The organism is Allobosea sp. UC22_33 (assembly GCF_042700715.1).
Classification (GTDB): Bacteria; Pseudomonadota; Alphaproteobacteria; order Rhizobiales; family Beijerinckiaceae; genus Allobosea.
Window position 1 is genome coordinate 809,203 of sequence record NZ_CP170556.1, and the last position, 17,935, is coordinate 827,137.

Below are 17,935 nucleotides of genomic sequence, written 5' to 3' on the forward strand. Positions count from 1 at the left end.
CAGTAGAGCCTATGACCACGCCAGCCCTGATCGATCCGCCGCTCGAGACCATCCGCTTCCACGGACTGAAGGCGGGCCCGAAGCTCCTTGTCCTCGGTGCCGTCCACGGCAACGAGACCTGCGGGCCGAACGCCATCGCCCGCGTGATCGAGGATTGCCGGGCCGGCCGTGTGTCGATCCAGCGCGGCGAGGTCACCTTCCTGCCCGTCGCCAATCCCAAGGCCTACAGGCAGAACACCCGCGAGGGCGACCGCAACCTCAACCGCGACTTGCGCGAGCGGCCGCAGCCCGTCGACAACGAGGATCGGCTCGGCAACCGCCTCTCGGCCATCCTGCGCCAGCACGACATGCTGCTCGACGTGCATTCCTTCACCGGGGAGGGCGTGCCCTTCGTCTTCTTCGGGCCGGACGACAATCGCGGCACGCTCGAACCCTTCCGCCATGGTGCGGCCGAGGCCGCCTTCGCCGCCTGCCTCGGCGTCGACCTGATGATCCATGGCTGGCTCGACATCTATGTCCGGCTGATCGCGGCGCGCGAGCGGCTGAACCTGCCGCGGCTTGCCGTCACCGAAGGCTTCGGCACGACGGAGTTCATGCGCTTCGCCGGCGGCTATGGCGTGACGCTCGAATGCGGGCGCCACGACGATCCGGCCTCGGTCGATGTCGGCTACAAGGCGATCCGCAACGTGCTCGCCCATCTCGGCCTGACCAACGAGCCGCCGCCGGCTGCCGCTGCCCGGACCGTCGTCCACATGGACGATCTCGTCATCTGCGAGGCCGAGGGCGACCGCGTCGAGGGCAACTGGAAGACCGGCGACCGCGTCGCCAAGGGCACGCCGATCGCCCGCCGCGCCGATGGCCGCGTCGTGACGATGCCGCGCGACGGCTTCATCATCTTTCCCAATCCCAAGGCCAAGCTTGGCGAGGGCATCTGCTATCTCGGGACGGAAAGCGCGCGCCGGGTCTAAAACCAGCTATTGCACGACGCCGCGCTTGCTGCCGAAGCCGGGGATATGGCAGCCGCAGCCGGAGCCATAGGGCAGGGGTGGCGTCGGGCACTCGCCCCGGCCGGTCACGCAGATATTGCCATAGCGCGGCCGGTAATAGGGACGCTCGTAGCCGTAGTCGCGGCGGTAAGAGGGCCGCGGCGGGCGATCGTCGTCATCTTCGTCATCGTCGCTATAGGACGGCGAGCCGCGATAGGGGCCGCCATAATACTGGGCCTGAGCCGGGATTGCGCTGAGCAGGACGGCGCAGGCGAGGGCCGAAACCGTGAGCTGGCGACGCAGCATGGTTCTTCCTTTCCGTTTCCTCGCCGGCAAGCAGGCCATGGCGAGGCGTTTCGCTGTCTCCTAACGGGCCAATCATGAACGGAGGCTGAGGCGGCTGGGAGGCGCGGAGCAGGCTGATGGGTTCTGCCGCGCCTGAAGTCCCTATCCGCCGCTCTTGTCAGGTTTGCCGATGCGGCTGAGGTCGATCTGCTTTTGCAGGCCGAGCATGACGCTGAACGAGGTTACCGGCGTGAGCTCGGTCTCCTTGGTCTTGCGCCAGGCGCCGGAGGCCGTGGCGGTGAAGCCCTTGCTTAAGCTGCGCTGGTAATCGATGCCGATGCCCTTCTGGTCCGAGCGGGCATCGAGCCGACATAGTCGTCGGTCTTGCGCCGGGCGGAGAGGCTCACGGCATTGTCGTCGTCGATCCGGGCTGTCAGCTTCGCCTCATGCGCCGTCGTCACATTGATGACGGAGAAGGGCAGGGTGGTGTCCTCCACCGTACGGGTCGAGCCGAGATCGAGCGTGAAGCGCTCATAGGGCAGGCGCAGCTTCGCCGTGTAGAGCAGGCTTGCGACCGCATCGAATTCCTTCTCCGGGAAATAGGCCCGGAACGGCGAGAGCGACGCTTCGATCGCAGCCCCGCCCAGCACCGTCGAGAAGAACAGGTTGGGCTGCAGCCGGTTATGGTCGCGGCGGAAGCCGAGATAGTCGACGCCTTCGATGTAATGGACGCGCGAGGCGCTGAAGGAGAGGCCGATCTCGGTCTCGCCCGAGCGCCAGGCCGCGCCGGTCGTCAGCCCCAGCGTGCCGAAATTCTCGTCGCGCGGCAGGAAGTCGCCGAGATTGAAGACATTGCGCTCGTTCAGCGCGGTGATGCGCGCTTCTCCGCTGGCGAAGAGGCGGAATGGGCCGATGCCATGGTCGAGGCGTTCGCGCCAGGACAGGGCGCTTTTCCGGCGCGACCAGCTCTGCTCGTTATTGACTGACAAGGAGGATTGAATCGCGCTGGCCTCGCCCAGGCTGAAACCGTGCTTCAGCGTCAGCGAATGGGCGCGGGCCGAGGCGAGCGCGCGCGGGTCGTACTGCGTCTCGACCAGCGAGAGGTTCAGCCCGTAGCCGTCCTGCAACGTCCCGTGGAGGTAATCCCAGGTTGCATAGGTTGTGGCGACAGGCGTGCCGTTCGCTCCCTGGATGCCGGCCGGATTGCTGTCGAAGCCGCCGCGAAGCCCGATGACGGCGATCGAGCTTTCCTTCTCTTTGCCGGATTTATCGGTCGCCAGCGCAGATGGCGAATGCAGGGCCAGGGCTGAAAGGATGATGATGCGCGTCGCTATCGCCATGATCTCACCAATGCTGACGTGATCATGCGATGATATTGGTTAATGAATCGAGAATACCTCAGTTGTTACTGTAGAATGTATCTATCTTTATTCGGTTTGTTTCACGATGAATCCAATAATGTGTTGTAAGTAAGTCTCGTGGTGTCGGTTAACTTTACTCGGTATGGTTAATGTTGAGACAAGGTTGTTCAATTGAGTTGTTGCAACTTATACGAGTGTCATCGCTTCCGGCCCGGAGGCGAAGACAGGGAGAAGCAAGATGAAATACGCGGTTGTTCTCGCTACGGTTGCAGCCTTCGCCGTTTCTCCGGCCATGGCCGGCGGACGCGGCGGTTCTCTTCTCGGGGGCATCGTCGCTCCGGTGACGACGGCGGTGTCGGGCGTCAAGATCAATGCGCTCAACAATGTCAGCGTCCTCAGCGGCAACGGCATCGCCAATGGCAACAAGATCGGCGTGGTCGCTCCCGTGAAGGCGATCGTCAGCAAGAACGGCATCATCGGCGGTCTGCTCGGCGGGCTCGGCCACGGCTGCGGCTGCAACTGATCGCCACACGTTCGACCTCCCCATCTGCAACTTGGAACGGGGCTGGCCATGGGCTGGCCCCTCTTTCGTTGCGGGCGCGGCCGCAGGTGATCCGATGCCTAAAATGCCGGAGATCGGGCTGACGGGTTCTTAGAGCGTCACGCGTAAAGCCATCGCCATGCATCTGCTGATGAGGCCCCGCAAACGTGCCGCGCAGCTCCCCGCGGATATCGAGGTCGAGATCATCTCGCGTCTCTTCGCGGCGCTGCCTCAGATTCTCTGCATCGCCGCAGGGTTGATCGTCGGTTCCGCCATCATGGCCGTGCAGACGGGCCAAGTGGTCTTCTGGTGGCTGACCGGGGCAGGGGTCGTCACCACATTCCTCCGCATCGCCAACATCGTGGCCTTCAAGCGCCGCGATCCCGCGCGCAAGCTGAGCCTCGCAGAGGCGCGGCGCTGGGAGGCGGGCTATGCCTATTCCGCCTTCGCCTTCACACTCGTCATCGCTGCGCTGACGCTGGCCGCCGCTGCCACCGACCATGCCGGCGGCTTCGTGCTCAGCCTCGGGCTCACCATGGCGCTGACGGCCGGGTCCTATCTCCGCACGCTGCGCTACTGGATCTGCGCCGTGCTTTCGACCATCGCGATCGGCACGCTGGTCGTCGCCTTTCTGGTCTCCGGCGATCCGCTCTATCAGGCGCTCAGCGTGCTTCTCCTCGTCTATCTCTATTCGATCTACGAGAGCTCCGACCATATCATCGGCCAGTTCGAGGAGTTGCTGATGGTGCGCCGCGAGCTCGACTTCGCCGCGAGCCACGACCCCTTGACCGGGCTCGTCAATCGCCGGGGGCTCGACCGCGTGCTGCGCGAGGCCGGCGAGAGCGGCGAGGCGCTCGGCCTCCTGCTGCTCGATCTCGACGGCTTCAAGCTGATCAACGATCGCCATGGCCACCAGGCCGGCGACGAGCTGCTGCAACAGGTCGCGATGCGGCTGAAGGGCGTCGTCCGTCCCGGCGACAGCGTGGCGCGGCTCGGCGGCGACGAGTTCGCTCTCGTCGTGCGTGGCGTTGCCGATGCGGTCGCGCTCTCGGAGGTTGCCGAACGGGCGGTCTCGGTCGTCAAGGCGCCGTTCATGCTGGCGGGTCAACTGGTCTCGGTCGGCGCCAGCGTCGGGGTCTCCGTCAAGTCGGAGCAGGATGCCGGGCATTGGACGGTCGAGGTGCTGACGCGCGCCGCCGACCAAGCACTTTATGGCGCCAAACGTGCCGGCAAGGGGCGCAGCATGGTCGCGCACTGGGACGACGTCGCCTGACATCGCATCCGAATGACGATAGCTTGATCTCGGCTGCTCATTCACCTACCGTCCGGCAGGTAGCTGTGCGGCGGCGCGGTGCACTAGCGGGAGAAGGCGATGTCATCAGGCGGAAAGCTTGTCGCGGAGGGCGCGCGCCGCTCGCCTTACTTCACCGAGGAACATGAGGCGCTGCGCGACCAGGTGCGCCGTTTCGTCGAGGCCGAGATCAAGCCGCATGCCCTGCAATGGGAGGAGGACGGCTTCGTCCCGCGCGCCGTGCTGCGCAAGATGGGGGAGCTCGGCTTCTTCGGCATCCGCTATCCCGGCGCGTATGGCGGCTCCGAGATGGACACGATGGCGACCGTCGTGCTGGCCGAGGAGCTGGGCCGCTCGACCTTCTCCGGTGTCGCGATCACCGCGCTGGTCCATACCGACATGGCTTCGGTCCATATCGCCAATGCCGGCAGCCAGGCGCAAAAGGACAAATACCTGCCCGCGATCATCGCCGGCGAGAAGATCGTCGCTGTCGCCGTGACCGAGCCCGATGCCGGCTCGGACGTGAAGGGCATCCGTACCACCGCGCGGCGCGAGGGCGATCATTTCGTCCTCAACGGCGCCAAGATGTTCATCACCAACGGCGTCCATGCCGATCTCTACTGCGTCGCCGCCAAGACGGACCCGCAAGCGCGGCCCTCGCAATCGGTCTCGATCTTCCTCGTGGAGAAGGGCACGCCGGGCTTCTCGGTCTCGCGCGCGCTCGACAAGCATGGCTGGCGCTCATCCGACACCGCCGAGCTCTCCTTCGTCGATTGCAAGGTGCCGGCCGAGAACATCCTTGGACAGGAAGGTCGCGGCTTCTACGCGATCATGAGCAATTTCCAGAACGAGCGCACCGTGATTGGCGCCATGGCGATGGGCGAGGCGCAGGCCGCCATCGACCTGACGCTGGATTATGTGAAGACGCGAAAAGCTTTCGGCGCGCCGCTGTGGGAGAAGCAGGCGATCCGCCAGCGTCTCGCCGATCTTGCGGGCAAGGTCGAGGCCGGCCGTCAGCTCGTCTATCACGCCGCCTGGCTCGACGCGCAGGGCTTCGATGCCACCCGCGAGGTCTCGATGGCCAAGGCCTATTGCGGAGAGCTGGTCAACGAAGTGATGTATGACTGCCTGCAGTTCCATGGCGGCATGGGCTACATGCGCGAGAGCGCGATCGAGCGCATGACCCGCGACGCCCGCGTCCAGTCGATCGGCGGCGGCGCGACCGAGGTCATGCTCGAGGAAGTGGCGAAGCGGCTGTGAACCAGAGGCGCCTGTCATCCCGTGCGCGCCGCAGCGTGAAACGCTGCTGCGCAGACACGGGACCGCGTGACGAGAAGGCGCCTTTTCTTGTGCACGGTCCCGTGTCTGCGCAGCAGCGTTTCACGCTGCAGCGCGCACGGGAAGACACGCCATGCCTATGACCGAAGCGCTAACTCCCCGGCCAACAACCGAAGGCGGCTCGCGCCGTTTGATCCTCGACCATGCCGCGCGGCTGCTGCGCGGCGGCGGCTACCATCAGACGACCTTGCGCGAGATCGCCGAGGCGGTCGGCATCCGCAAGGCGAGCCTCTATTACCATTTCGGCTCGAAGGAGGAGATCGTCGAGGCCGTCGTCAATGACGGCGTGCGCTTCGTCCATGAGGCGGTCGTCGCGGCGCTTGCGGCAGAGGAGGGCGCCTCGCCGCGCGTGCGGCTGGAAGCGGCGATCCGGGCGCATCTCTGCGCCCTGCACGGTCATGGCGACTACACCTCCGCCAGCATCAAGGTCTTCACCTTCGGTGCGGCGCCGGTGCCGGAGAGCGTGCGTGCCGTACGTCGCGCCTATGAGGATGTCTGGCGCCGCCTGATCGCCGAATGGCAGAAGGCGGGCGGCATGCCGGCCGGCAATTCGCCGGATGTGCTCAGGCTCTTCCTCCTCGGCGCGCTCAACGGCTCGACCGACTGGTACCGGCCTGAGCGCCACGCGATCGATGCGCTGGCGCGCGAATTCGTGGCGCTGCTCTCGCCGCATTGACCGGTAGTCCCGCCCTCCACGCAGGGGCGGGCGGCATCGCCATGGCTGACCGATGCTCCGGCGATTGCTAGCATCCCCGGCGCGGGGCTGACGGTCGCCTCGCGATCTGACGAGGATTCTTCGCCCGATGCGTGCCTTCTATCACCCCGACCAAGCCCTTCACGATCCCCAGCAATATATGCGCTTCGGCAAGGTCGTGGCCCCCAAGGACCTGCCGGAGCGGACGGAACGCCTGCTCGGCGCGCTCGGGAAACACGGCATCGCGCCGGAGAAGCCGGCGGCGCATGGCAAGGAGCCGGTCCTGGCGATCCACGATGCCGGCTTCGTCACGTTCCTCGAAACCGCTTGGGCGCGCTGGCAGGACCTGCCGGCCGAGCGCGGCCCGGAGGTCTGGCCGAGCACTTTCCCCTATTGGAGCGGGCGCCCGGACGAGGATGTCCGCCCGCCCTGCCGCCCGACCGGCTTTATCGGCCAGCTCGGCTGGTATCTCGGCGATCTCTCGGTGCCGATCGGCGAGCATTGCTGGCACTCGACGCTGCGCTCCTCGGAGACGGCGGTCTCCGCAGCCGACGCGATCCTCGCCGGCGAGCGCGCCGTCTACTCGCTCTGCCGCCCGTCCGGCCACCATGCCCGCGCCGATCGCGCCACCGGCTTCTGCTATCTCAACAACACCGCGATCGCGGCCCAGCGCCTGCGCTCCAAATTCGGCAAGGTCGCGATCCTCGATGTCGACGCCCATCACGGCGACGGCACGCAGCAGATCTTCTATCGCCGCAACGACGTGCTGACGATTTCGGTCCATGCCGACCCGTCGAACTACTATCCGTTCTTCACCGGCTATGCCGACGAGCGCGGCAACGGCCCGGGCGAGGGCTTCAACCTCAACCTGCCGCTGGCGCATGGTGCGGGTGGCGCCGCGATGGAGGCGGCGGTGGCCGAGGCCGGCAAGGCGATCCGCGATTTCGGCGCCGAGGTCGTGGTGATCGCGCTCGGCTACGACGCCCACAAGGACGACCCGATCGGCGTCTTGAAGCTGGAGGCTTCGGATTTCGGCACGATCGGCCGGCAGGTGAAGGGCTTCGGCCTGCCGACGCTGGTGGTGCAGGAGGGTGGCTACGCGATCGAGGCGATCGGCGATTGCCTCGACGCCTTCCTGGGCGGGTTCAAGGGATAACGCGCCGGCCTCACGTCGCCAGGTAGTCGTGCAGCACCCTGCCGTAGGGCAGGGTGAAGTCGACGACCTGGTGGCGGGCGCTCACGATCCTGCGCACCGGGAAATCGGCGACCCGGCAATTGACGTGAGGTATGAGGTGCAGCCTCGCCTCGCCCTCCCAGGCGCCATGCACCGTGATGTCGGAGAGGTTATAGCCGACGAGCTGCGCGACCTTCGGCGAGCCGTCGACGTCAGGCAGCAACTTCAGGTTGACGTTCAGGCCGCCGATTCCGTCGCGGACCTTGTCGAGCTGGTCCCCGAGGCTGCGATGCTTGTAGGTCATCGTGCCCATCGCCACGCGCTCCCCGTCGTAATGTAGCGTGCCGGTCAGCGTGTCCTTCATGACCTTGAGCCGCGGTACGCCGTATTTCTTGGGAAAGCCCCAGATCTCGCGTCCGCCGGTGATCGGCGGCTCGTCGTCGAGATACATCTGGACGGAGAAATTGCAGGGCTCGTCCTTGTAGATCGCGCGGATGCCGGTTCCGCTTTCCTCGTAGTCGCCGAAGCCGGAGGAATCCGGCATCTTCATCCATTCGTAAAAGACGAGATTGCCGGGTGCCGGTTCGAGCGGCTCCGGCAGCGCGGCGCGGATGACCTCGGGGTCGGTCTCGTAGGTGATGATCAGGTATTCGCGCTTGATGAAGCGGTTCGGCGGATGCGGGTAGCTCGGGCTGAAGACGGGCATTGACGGCGCCTTGAGGATCTCGTCCCGGTTCATGCTGGTCGCTCCTTCTCGAAATCAGCCGTAATTCTGGCAGGGGCCCTGCGACAGATTGATGGTGACCGGACGAATAGAAAAGCTTCTCCTCACTGCGCGCACAAAGATCGCCCTCCACCCTCAGGCGTTTTGCCGAGGGGGAGGGCGTTTTTCTCGAACGGACTCTTAGATCGCCGCTTCGATCAGGAACGGCCCCTTCTTCGCAAGCGCCGCCTTGAACAGGCTGGTGAACTCCTCGGCCGTGGTCGCGCGCGCCGCTTCGACGCCCATGCCCTTGGCCATCATCACCCAGTCGAGCGCCGGCTCGTCGATATTCAGCATCAGCGTGGCGTTGCGGCCGAAATCGTTGACGCCGACGGCGCGCATTTCGCCATGCAGGATCTGGTAGGTCCGGTTGGCGAAGACGACCGTGACGATGTCGAGGTTCTCGCGCGCCTGCGTCCACAGGCCCTGCACCGTGTACATGCCCGAGCCGTCGGCCTGCATGCCGATCACCTTGCGGTCGGGGCAGGCGACGGCCGCGCCGATGGCGAGCGGAATGCCTTCGCCGATCGCGCCGCCGGTGAGCTGGATATAGTCGTGCTGCGGCGCGCTGTGGCAGTCGTAGTAGAAGCTGCGGCCGGACGAGACCGACTCGTCGCAGACGATGCAGTTCTCCGGCAGCAGGGCCGAGACGATGGCGCAGGCCTTGTCGGCATCGAGCTTGCCGGTCGGCAGGCCGGGCTGCTCCTTGCGCGCCGGTGCGATGTAGAGCGGGGCGGTCTTGGTCGCGCCCATCTCCTCGGCAAGCCCGGTGATCGCGGCCGGCAGGTCGTCGCCGGGGATCGCGAGCTTGGCGACCTCGCAGCCGTCATGGATCAGGCGGCCGGGCTTGCCGGGATAGGCGAAGAAGCCGACCGGAACCTGCGCGCCGACCAGCACGAGGTAGTCGACATCCTTGAGCTGCTCGAGCGCCTTGTCGATCGGGTAGAACACCTTCGGCATGGCGACGCGGCCGGCGCCGCGCTGGATGCGCCCGTTCGACATCTGGCTGAAGATCTGGGCGCCGGTCACGGCGCAGATGCGGGCGGCCATCTCCATCGGCTTTTCGCGCAGCGCCAGGCCGGTCAGCATGATCGCAGCGCGGGCGCCATGCTTGCGCAGGCCGGCCGCGACCTCGCGGATCGTCGCGCCATCGACGTTCTTCAGCGCCGGCAGCTCCGTCGGCTTCAGCGTGGCGGGTTCGACGCTGCCCCAGGCGCAGTCCGCCGGCAGGATCACGGTGGTGACGCCGGGCAGGGTCAGCGAGGCGACATAGGCTTCCCCGATCGCCGGGCCGACATCCTCCGGCGTCGCGATGCGGCGGACGAAATGCGACATCGGCTCGGCCAGGCTCTCGATATCGCTGGTCAGCGGCGCATCATGCTGGAGGTGATAGGTAGCGTGATCGCCGACCACGTTGATCATCGGCGTGCGGGCGCGCCGCGCGTTGTGCATGTTGGCGAGCGCGTTCGCCATGCCCGGGCCGCAATGCAGCAGCGTTGCCGCCGGCTTGTCGGCCATGCGGGCATAGCCGTCGGCCGCACCCGTCACCACGCCCTCGAACAGGCCGAGCACGCAGCGCATCTCCGGCTTGCGGTCGAGCGCCGCGACGAAATGCATCTCGGAGGTTCCGGGATTGGCGAAGCAGGTATCGACGCCGTTGATCAAAAGCGTGTCGCAAAGGCGGTCGGCGCCGTTCATTGGAAAACCTCGACTCACAGAAAGAAGGCGCCCCTCGCGCCAGCCGGCGAAAGAGGAGGAAATTCCCTCTGCCCTGTCAAACGAGAGAATGTCATGACTTGCCCAAGCGGCGCTGATCGGCCGCTTGACGTTTTTGCATATGCAATTAGTCTGAATCGGAATGAAAGTTGCATCGCAGCATGAAGGACGTCTAGGCGTCCGAGTGAGGCGTCAGCCGATAAAACAGGGGAAGGGTTTCAACCATGGCAGTTTTAAAGCGCGTCGGCGCGGCGGTCGGTCTTGGCCTCGCGGCGCTTCTCGCGGCAGGCGGCGCCCAGGCGCAGACCAAGGTCAATATCGGCATTTCCGGCTGGACCGGCTTCGCCCCGCTGGTGCTCGCCAAGGAGGCCGGCATCTTCGCCAAGAACGGTCTCGACGTGACCATCAAGAAGATCCCGCAGAAGGACCGCCATCTCGCTATCGCCTCGGGCGACATCCAGTGCGCCGCGACCACGGTCGAGACCTGGATCGTCTGGGATGCCGCCGGCATCAAGACCAAGCAGATCTTCCAGCTCGACAAGAGCTATGGCGCCGACGGCATGGCCGTGCGCAAGGATGTCGCCGCGATCAAGGACCTGAAGGGCAAGACCGTTGCGGCCTCGGCGCCGGGCACCTCGCCCTATTTCGCGCTCGCCTGGATGCTCAAGGAGAACGGCCTCTCGGTGAAGGACGTCAAGGTCGTCAACATGGAGCCCGGCCCGGCCGCGCAGGCCTTCATTGCCGGCCAGAACGATGCGGCCATGACCTACGAGCCCTATCTCTCCACCGTCCGCGACAAGCCGGATGCCGGCCAGATCATCGCCACCACGCTCGACTATCCGATGGTGATTGACACCTTCGGCTGCACCCCGGCCTTCCTCGTCAACGACAAGGCCGCAGCGGCGCTGACCCAGAGCTATTTCGAGGCTCTGGAGATGATCAAGAAGGACCAGGCCAAGGCCTATGAGATCATGGGCGCCGATGTGAAGCAGACCGGCGAGCAGTTCGGCAAGTCGGCGGCGTTCCTGCGTTGGTCGGATGCCGAGGGCAACAAGACGTTCTTCGCCGGTGACTGGCAAGCCTTCTCGACCAAGGCCGCCGATCTGCTGCTGGAGATCGGTCTGATCAAGGCCAAGCCCGATCTCGCCACGCTGGTCGACACGAAGTTCGTCACCGGCAAGTGAACGCAAGCAAGTGAGGCCGGATGGATCGGCTACCACCGTCATGCTCGCCCTTGTGGCGAGCATCCACGTCTTGAACACCGGTCTCGATCGGCAAAGACGTGGATGGTCGGGACAAGCCCGACCATGACGGAGCAGCAGCCGATCCTCCCGGATGTTCTGGAGCCCGGCCTGGATGTCGTCTTCTGCGGTACGCAGGCCGGCGCCGCCTCGGCCAGGCTCGGCGCCTATTATGCCGGGCCGGGCAACAAGTTCTGGCCGGTGCTTCATGAGATCGGACTCGTCCCGGAAAGGCTTCGGCCGGAGGAGTTCCGGACCATCCTGCGCTATGGCATCGGCCTGACCGATGTCGCCAAGCGCAGCTCGGGCCCGGATTCCGCGCTGCGCGGCGGCCATTTCGACGTGGCCGGTTTCACCGCGCGGATCGCTGCGAGCCGGCCCCGCATTCTCGCCTTCAACGGCAAGCGTGCGGCCCAAGCCGCTCTCGGCATCCGCGAGGGCCGGCTCGCCTACGGGCCGCAGGCGCACAGACTGGCCGATGCCGACATCTACATCCTGCCCTCGACCTCCGGCGCCGCCGCCGGCTTCTGGTCGATCGAACCCTGGAAGCAACTGGCCATGGCCGTGACCGGAATCCAATCGCGATGAGACCCTTGCAACCCGTCTCCGCCTCGGCCCGTATCGGCTATGGCCTGGCCTTCTTCGCGCTCTTCGTCGCGCTCTGGTCGGTCGCGACCTTCGGCGGTTATGTCCAGCGCCTCTTCCTGGCCGATCCGCTGACCATGGTCGGCGAGGGCTACAGCCTGATGGTCCGCTACGGCTTCAGCTTCGACATTCTGATGACGATCTGGCGCGTCGTCGGCGGCTTCATCCTCGCCGTCCTCGTCGCCCTGCCGATCGGCATCATGATGGGGGCCTACAAGCCGGTCGAGGCCTTCCTGGAGCCCTTCGTCTCCTTCGCGCGCTACCTGCCGGCCTCGGCCTTCATCCCGCTGCTGATACTCTGGGCCGGCATCGGCGAGACGCAGAAATTGCTCGTCATCTTCATCGGCTCGGTCTTCCAGCTCATCCTGATGATCGCGGTCTCCGTCGGCTCGATCCGGCGCGACCTCGTCGACGCCGCCTACACGCTGGGCGCGACCGACAGCTCCGTGGTGCGCCGCGTGATGCTGCCCAATGCTGCGCCGGAGATCGCCGAGATCTTCCGGCTCGTGCTTGGCTGGGCCTGGACCTATGTCATCGTCGCCGAGCTGATCGGCTCCTCCTCCGGCATCGGGCACATGATCACCGACAGCCAGGCGCTGCTGAACACCGGGCAGATCATCTTCGGCATCATCGTCATCGGCCTGATCGGCCTCGTCTCCGATTTCCTCTTCAAGGCGGTCAACCAGCGCCTGTTCCCGTGGGCGCGCGCATGAGCAAGCTTGTCATCGAGAATGTCGGCAAGGTCTTTCCGGCGCAGCGCGGGGCTGAGCCGACGCGCGCCCTGATGCCGACCTCGCTCACTGTCGCCGACAACGACTTCATCACTATCCTCGGCCCCTCCGGCTGCGGCAAGTCGACCTGGCTGCGCATCATCGGGGGGCTGGAGACGGCAAGCGAGGGCCGCGTCCTGCTGGATGGCTCAGCCGTTTCCGGGCCGGGCGCCGATCGCGGCTTCGTCTTCCAGAGCTACACGCTCTTCCCCTGGCTGACGGTGCAGCAGAACATCGCCTTCGGCCTGCGCGAGAAGGGCGTGCCGGAAGCAGAGCGCCTGAAGATCGCGCGGGACTGGGCGGCGCGCGTCGGTCTGGGCAGCTTCGTCGACCATTTTCCGAAGCAGCTTTCCGGCGGCATGCAGCAGCGCACTGCGATCGCCCGCGCCCTTGCCAACGACCCGAAAATCCTCTTGCTCGACGAGCCCTTCGGCGCGCTCGACAACCAGACGCGCGCCCTGATGCAGGAAATGCTGCTCGGCATCTGGGAGCGCGAGCAGAAGACCGTGCTCTTCGTCACCCATGACATCGAGGAGGCGATCTTCGTCGGCTCCCGCGTCGTGGTGATGAGCGCGCGGCCTGGCCGGATCAAGGCCGATATCGCGGTCGACCTGCCGCATCCGCGGCCCTACACCATCAAGACGACCCCGGAATTCGTCGCCCTGAAGGAGCGGCTGGTCGAAGAGATCCGCGCGGAGGTGATTGCGGCGGATCACTAGCCGGACGGTCCGCCATGCTTCCGTAGCGGAACCGGGCGATCTTGCCTGCGTTGTCATGTCGCAGGCGAAGGGCTGCCTTGCGCCGAAGGGCCGTTACGGCGAAGCGCGGAATTGCCATCTTTAGCGAAAGGGGCGCTGCCGAAGGTGGGGCCAATGCATTCGCTGATTGCCAGGATGTTGTCTCGGCTCGCGATCGAGCCACGTATCGATGTCGTATTTCCCGATGGCACATTGCAATCGGTCGGGCAGGGCGCTGCGCCGCGCTTGCGGATGCGCATCGTTGATTCCCCGACCGAGCTGAAACTCGCGCTCAATCCCGAGCTCGCCCTGGGCGAGGCGGTGATGGACGGCCGCGTCGTGGTCGAGCAGGGCTCGCTCTACGACCTGCTCGACGCGCTCGTTGCCGCCGTGCATCGCGCCCGCCCCAAGGGCTGGGGCAAGGTCCTGGAGGGGCTGCGCACCGCGGTGCGACGCTTCCACCAGCACAACACGCCGGCGCTCGCCCGGCGCAATGTCGCGCATCACTACGATCTCAAGAGCGACTTCTTCCGGCTCTTTCTCGATCCGGACATGCAGTATTCCTGCGCGTATTTCGCTGAGCCCGGCATGACGTTGGCGCAGGCGCAGCTCGCCAAGAAGCGCCACATCATGGGCAAGCTCGATCTCAAGCCCGGTCAGCGCGTGCTCGATATCGGCTGCGGCTGGGGCGGCATGGCGCTCTCGATCGCCGGCGAGACCGGCGCCTCGGTCACGGGCATCACGCTCTCCGAGGAACAGCTCGCCATCGCCAAGCAGCGCGGCGCCGAATCCGGCCTGCCGGTCGAATTCCGCCTGCAGGACTATCGCCATCTGAACGAGCCCTTCGACCGTATCGTCTCGGTCGGCATGTTCGAGCATGTCGGCGTCGGCTACTACCGCGACTATTTCCGCAAGATCCGGGAATTGCTGAGCGACGATGGCGTGGCGTTGGTCCACACGATCGGCCGCTCGACCCCGCCCGGCGCGACCAATCCCTTCATCGCCAAGTACATCTTCCCGGGCGGCTATATCCCCGCCATGTCGGAGGTGGCAGCGGCGGTCGAGCTGGAAGGGCTCGTCATCACCGATGTCGAGGTGCTGCGCCTGCACTATGCCGAGACGCTGAAGGTGTGGCGCGAGAACTTCCTCGCCCGGCGCGACGAGGCGGTGGCGATGTATGACGAGCGCTTCGCCCGGATGTGGGAATTCTATCTCGCGGCCTGCGAGGCGAGCTTCCGGCATGACGATCTGGTGGTGTTCCAGTTCCAGCTCGCCAAGAAGCTCGACGGCCTGCCGATCACGCGCGGCTATATCGCGGAGCGCGAGGCCGAGCTTGGACGGAAGGCGACGCAGGCGAAGGTCGCCGAGCCGGCTTAGGCCGGCTCCGGCCCGACATAGCGGGCGCGAGGCCGGATCAGGCGTCCGGTCTCGCCTTGCTCCAGCGCATGCGCGATCCAGCCGGCGCAGCGTGCCGCGGCGAAGAGTTGGAACGGCACATCCGGCGCGAGCCCGAGTTCAGTCGCGATCGCCGTCAGCACGAAATCGATATTCGGCTCCTCGCCGGTCAGCGCCGTGACGGCCCGGCGCGTCTCCTCATAGGCCGGCGGCAGCGTAAAGGCGGTGAGCAAGGCGCGAGCCCGCGCATCGCCGTCCGGATAGAGCGGGTGGCCGAAGCCGGGCAGGGGCATGCCCGTTGCAAGCCGAGCAGAGACCGCCATCTCCACGCCCTCGCTGGCGATCTCGCGCATCAGGCCAAGCACGCGCGGCGTCATCCCGCCATGCAGCGGCCCCGACAATGTCGCGAGCCCGGCCAGGATGCAGGCGGCGAGCGAGGCGCGCGTCGAGGCCGCGACGCGCACCGCGAAGGTCGAGGCGTTGAGCTCATGATCGGCCAGCAGCACCAGCGCGCGGCGGATCAGGTCGGCGCCGCGTTCGTCGCAGCCCCAGGCCTGCGCCAGCCGGTGATGGATCGGCCCCTGGCCCGGTCGCCCGGCGATGGCATCGACGAGCGAGTCGATGACAGACGCGGCCTCCAGGTAAAGCGCTTTCTTCGTGCGGCCGGCCATCGCGGGGTCGCTGGCGGCGCGCGCCGCGATCACCGCGAACATGCGCTGCCTTGCCGGCGCCTCCGGCACAATCGTGAACAGCGGCGGAAAGCGCTGCGAGCCGCAATCCCAGAGCAATCTTGCGACATCCTCCAGCTTCGCCGTCTCGGCCAGCTTTTCGGCATCCTGCCCGCGATACCAGAGCTTGCCGCGCTGGATCGTGGCGATGCCCGAGGCCAGGATCGGCTCGCCGAAGGCGATCGCATCTTCGGCGATTGTCGCGGGCTTGCGCCCCCGCGCCTTGCGATGCTCCAGCCGCGCCACATCCTCGGCCCGGTAGAGCCGGCGGCGCGAATCGCCCGCATCGCCGCGCGCCTCGATCAGCCCGCGGCTGACATAGGCGTAGAGCGTCTGCGGCTTCAGCCCGAGCCGCTGCATCACCTGTTGCGCTGTCAGCCAGTCGGTCATCGGAAAATATATTGATTATATTGTTCAAGATTGATTCTACTGGCGAAGCTATCAATCTTCAAGGCCTCAGATGTTCAGGAGAACCGCCATGTCCGATGGACTTGAAGATGTCGTTGCCGCCCATACCGTGCTCTCGGAAGTCGATGGAGCGGCGGGCCGGCTGGTAATGCGCGGCCACAGCCTCTACGAGCTCGCGGGCCATACTTCCTTCGAGGAGATGGCCGCGCTGATGCTTGACGGCTTCGTGCCGGACCTGCCCGCCATGAAGGACTTAGCCGCAGCGCTCGGCGCGGCGCGGCAGGAGCTGTTCGAGACCGTGGTGCAGAAAGCCGTCGTCCCCGTCACGCACGGCCCGGTCGAGATGATCCGCGCGATGACCGCGCTGATACCCGATGGCGAGGATGCCGGCACGGTCCTGCGGCTGCTGGCGGCGCCGGCCGTGTTCACGGCTGCGTCCTTGCGTCTGCGGCAAGGTCTGGCGCCGATCGCGCCTGATTCGTCGCTGTCGCAGGCGGCCGACACATTGCGCATGCTGACGGGCAAGGCGCCGACGAAGCAGCAGGCGGCGGCGCTCGATACCTATCTCGTCACGGTCGCCGATCACGGCCTCAACGCCTCGACCTTCGCCTCCCGCGTCGTCGCCTCGACCCGCGCCGGGCTGGTCTCGGCGGTGCTCGCCGGCATCGGTGCGCTCAAGGGGCCGCTCCATGGCGGCGCGCCCGGCCCGGTCATCGAGATGCTCGATGCGATCGGCGCGCCCGGCAATGCGCGGTCCTGGCTGGAAAACGCGCTCGATCGCGGCGACCGGCTGATGGGCTTCGGCCACCGCATCTATCGCGTCCGCGATCCGCGTGCCGATGCGCTGAAGGGCGCGATCCGCCGGCTCGGTGCCGATAGCGGGCGCCTCGCACTGGCCGAGGCGGTGGAACAGGCGGCGCTCGCCATCCTGCGCGAGCGCAAACCCAACCGCACGCTGGAGACCAATGTCGAGTTCTACACGGCTCTCCTGCTGGAGGCGCTCGGGTTCACGCCGGATTCCTTCACCTGCGTCTTCGCGCTGGGGCGGACGACGGGCTGGCTCGCCCATGCCAAGGAGCAGATCGCCGGCGGCCGTCTGATCCGCCCGCAATCGGTCTATGTCGGCCCGCAGCCGCGCCAGGCGGCCTGAGCCGCCCACTCGCGCGTCATTCCGGGCGACCAAAGGGAGACCCGGAATCCGATCGAAGGGCGATGTGCTCTACGATGGATTTCGGCTCTGCGCCGCTGGCGCGGCTTGGCCGGAATGACGGAGTTCAGGCTTGTGAGGTTAGCTTCACGACGAACAGCTCGCCGCCGTTCCCGGCAGCGAGCTTTACGGTGACGGGCGCGTCGATCACCGCGCTGTCCCCAGCCGCCAGAGCCGCTCCATCCGCTCGCCACTCACCATGCCGAGCCACCAGGACCAGCACGCCACGCTCAACCGCGACCTCATGCGATCCGCCGCTCAGGCGCTCGACGCGATGGCTCCACGCCCCGCGCCGGCTCATCACGTTGAGATCGTCGATCGCACCATCGACCAGCACCCCGTCCACCGCCCGGTCGGCGGCGAAGGAGAACGGTGCGGTCGCGCGGTCGAGCGAAACCGTCTCGCCATCGCCGAAGGCCAGCCGGATGCCATTGCCGGTCAGCACCGACAGCGTTCGGTCGATGCCGGGAAAGGACGAGAACGGTCCGTCGGCGCCCACGTGGGCCATCGATATCCGCCAATCGAAATCGCCGAGCGAGCCGCCTTCAGGCGCCACCGCGATTTCGGTCGTGGTGCCGCCGCCGTTCTTCCACGGCATGACCTTGCAATCGGCAGCGCGGATGATGCGCATCGTACTTGTTTCTCCGCTCGGAAC

The 17,935-nt window shown here is 66.3% G+C and carries 18 protein-coding genes; 12 read left to right on the plus strand and 6 right to left on the minus strand.

Annotated features, from left to right (window positions below; genetic code table 11):
* Positions 1–11 precede the first annotated feature (11 nt).
* The gene (locus ACFJGT_RS03795; protein WP_377846017.1) at positions 12–968 is read left to right on the plus strand and encodes a succinylglutamate desuccinylase/aspartoacylase family protein; all 957 of its coding nucleotides are present in this window, start codon (positions 12–14) and stop codon (positions 966–968) included.
* A 6-nt stretch (positions 969–974) separates the two neighbouring features.
* On the opposite strand, the gene ACFJGT_RS03800 is transcribed toward ACFJGT_RS03795, so the two are convergent.
* Together ACFJGT_RS03800 and ACFJGT_RS03805 are read right to left on the minus strand one after the other, a co-directional pair.
* Positions 975–1,292, minus strand: coding sequence for a hypothetical protein (locus ACFJGT_RS03800; RefSeq protein WP_377846019.1), 318 nt, complete (start codon positions 1,290–1,292; stop codon positions 975–977).
* A gap of 290 nt (positions 1,293–1,582) precedes the next feature.
* Complete coding sequence (locus ACFJGT_RS03805) at positions 1,583–2,611, minus strand: hypothetical protein (RefSeq protein WP_377846021.1); 1,029 nt, start codon at positions 2,609–2,611, stop codon at positions 1,583–1,585.
* Positions 2,612–2,870: 259 nt separating this feature from the next.
* On the opposite strand from ACFJGT_RS03805, the gene ACFJGT_RS03810 reads away from it, so the two are divergent.
* From ACFJGT_RS03810 to ACFJGT_RS03830, 5 genes are all read left to right on the plus strand, one after another.
* The gene (locus tag ACFJGT_RS03810) at positions 2,871–3,155 is read left to right on the plus strand and encodes a hypothetical protein (protein WP_377846023.1); all 285 of its coding nucleotides are present in this window, start codon (positions 2,871–2,873) and stop codon (positions 3,153–3,155) included.
* Positions 3,156–3,324: 169 nt separating this feature from the next.
* Entirely contained in the window at positions 3,325–4,446 is a 1,122-nt protein-coding gene (locus ACFJGT_RS03815) for a diguanylate cyclase domain-containing protein (protein WP_377846025.1), read from the plus strand.
* Positions 4,447–4,545: 99 nt separating this feature from the next.
* Entirely contained in the window at positions 4,546–5,724 is a 1,179-nt protein-coding gene (locus tag ACFJGT_RS03820; RefSeq protein WP_377846029.1) for an acyl-CoA dehydrogenase family protein, read from the plus strand.
* 151 nt (positions 5,725–5,875) lie between these two features.
* Positions 5,876–6,478, plus strand: a complete 603-nt coding sequence (locus tag ACFJGT_RS03825; protein WP_377846031.1) for a TetR/AcrR family transcriptional regulator — start codon at positions 5,876–5,878, stop codon at positions 6,476–6,478.
* Positions 6,479–6,605: 127 nt separating this feature from the next.
* Entirely contained in the window at positions 6,606–7,652 is a 1,047-nt protein-coding gene (locus ACFJGT_RS03830; RefSeq protein WP_377846034.1) for a histone deacetylase family protein, read from the plus strand.
* A gap of 10 nt (positions 7,653–7,662) precedes the next feature.
* On the opposite strand, the gene ACFJGT_RS03835 is transcribed toward ACFJGT_RS03830, so the two are convergent.
* Both ACFJGT_RS03835 and ACFJGT_RS03840 read right to left on the minus strand, forming a co-directional pair.
* A complete protein-coding gene (locus tag ACFJGT_RS03835; protein WP_377846036.1) occupies positions 7,663–8,409 on the minus strand; it encodes an acetoacetate decarboxylase in 747 nt (248 codons plus the stop codon).
* 165 nt (positions 8,410–8,574) lie between these two features.
* On the minus strand, positions 8,575–10,131 hold the full coding sequence (locus ACFJGT_RS03840; protein ID WP_377846038.1) for an acetolactate synthase large subunit: 1,557 nt from the start codon (positions 10,129–10,131) through the stop codon (positions 8,575–8,577).
* 242 nt (positions 10,132–10,373) lie between these two features.
* On the opposite strand from ACFJGT_RS03840, the gene ACFJGT_RS03845 reads away from it, so the two are divergent.
* The 5 genes from ACFJGT_RS03845 to ACFJGT_RS03865 all read left to right on the plus strand — a co-directional run bounded on the left by ACFJGT_RS03845 (position 10,374) and on the right by ACFJGT_RS03865 (position 14,919).
* Positions 10,374–11,333, plus strand: coding sequence for an ABC transporter substrate-binding protein (locus ACFJGT_RS03845; RefSeq protein ID WP_377846041.1), 960 nt, complete (start codon positions 10,374–10,376; stop codon positions 11,331–11,333).
* 123 nt (positions 11,334–11,456) lie between these two features.
* Entirely contained in the window at positions 11,457–11,978 is a 522-nt protein-coding gene (locus ACFJGT_RS03850; RefSeq protein WP_377846043.1) for a mismatch-specific DNA-glycosylase, read from the plus strand.
* Entirely contained in the window at positions 11,975–12,748 is a 774-nt protein-coding gene (locus tag ACFJGT_RS03855; protein ID WP_377846045.1) for an ABC transporter permease, read from the plus strand. The genes ACFJGT_RS03850 and ACFJGT_RS03855 overlap by 4 nt, the downstream gene beginning before the upstream one ends.
* A complete protein-coding gene (locus ACFJGT_RS03860) occupies positions 12,745–13,524 on the plus strand; it encodes an ABC transporter ATP-binding protein (protein WP_377846047.1) in 780 nt (259 codons plus the stop codon). Before ACFJGT_RS03855 ends, ACFJGT_RS03860 begins: the two co-directional genes overlap by 4 nt.
* A 174-nt stretch (positions 13,525–13,698) precedes the next feature.
* Positions 13,699–14,919 (plus strand): class I SAM-dependent methyltransferase, encoded by a 1,221-nt coding sequence (locus ACFJGT_RS03865; RefSeq protein WP_377846049.1) that lies wholly within the window; start codon positions 13,699–13,701, stop codon positions 14,917–14,919.
* On the opposite strand, the gene ACFJGT_RS03870 is transcribed toward ACFJGT_RS03865, so the two are convergent.
* The gene (locus tag ACFJGT_RS03870; RefSeq protein WP_377846051.1) at positions 14,916–16,055 is read right to left on the minus strand and encodes a citrate synthase family protein; all 1,140 of its coding nucleotides are present in this window, start codon (positions 16,053–16,055) and stop codon (positions 14,916–14,918) included. The genes ACFJGT_RS03865 and ACFJGT_RS03870 overlap by 4 nt on opposite strands.
* A gap of 88 nt (positions 16,056–16,143) precedes the next feature.
* Between ACFJGT_RS03870 and ACFJGT_RS03875 the strand changes: the two genes are divergently transcribed.
* The gene (locus tag ACFJGT_RS03875) at positions 16,144–17,223 is read left to right on the plus strand and encodes a citrate synthase/methylcitrate synthase (RefSeq protein WP_377846054.1); all 1,080 of its coding nucleotides are present in this window, start codon (positions 16,144–16,146) and stop codon (positions 17,221–17,223) included.
* A gap of 124 nt (positions 17,224–17,347) precedes the next feature.
* Here ACFJGT_RS03875 and ACFJGT_RS03880 read toward each other — a convergent pair whose 3' ends face one another.
* Entirely contained in the window at positions 17,348–17,911 is a 564-nt protein-coding gene (locus ACFJGT_RS03880; RefSeq protein WP_377846056.1) for a HutD family protein, read from the minus strand.
* Between the last annotated feature and the right edge of the window lie 24 nt (positions 17,912–17,935).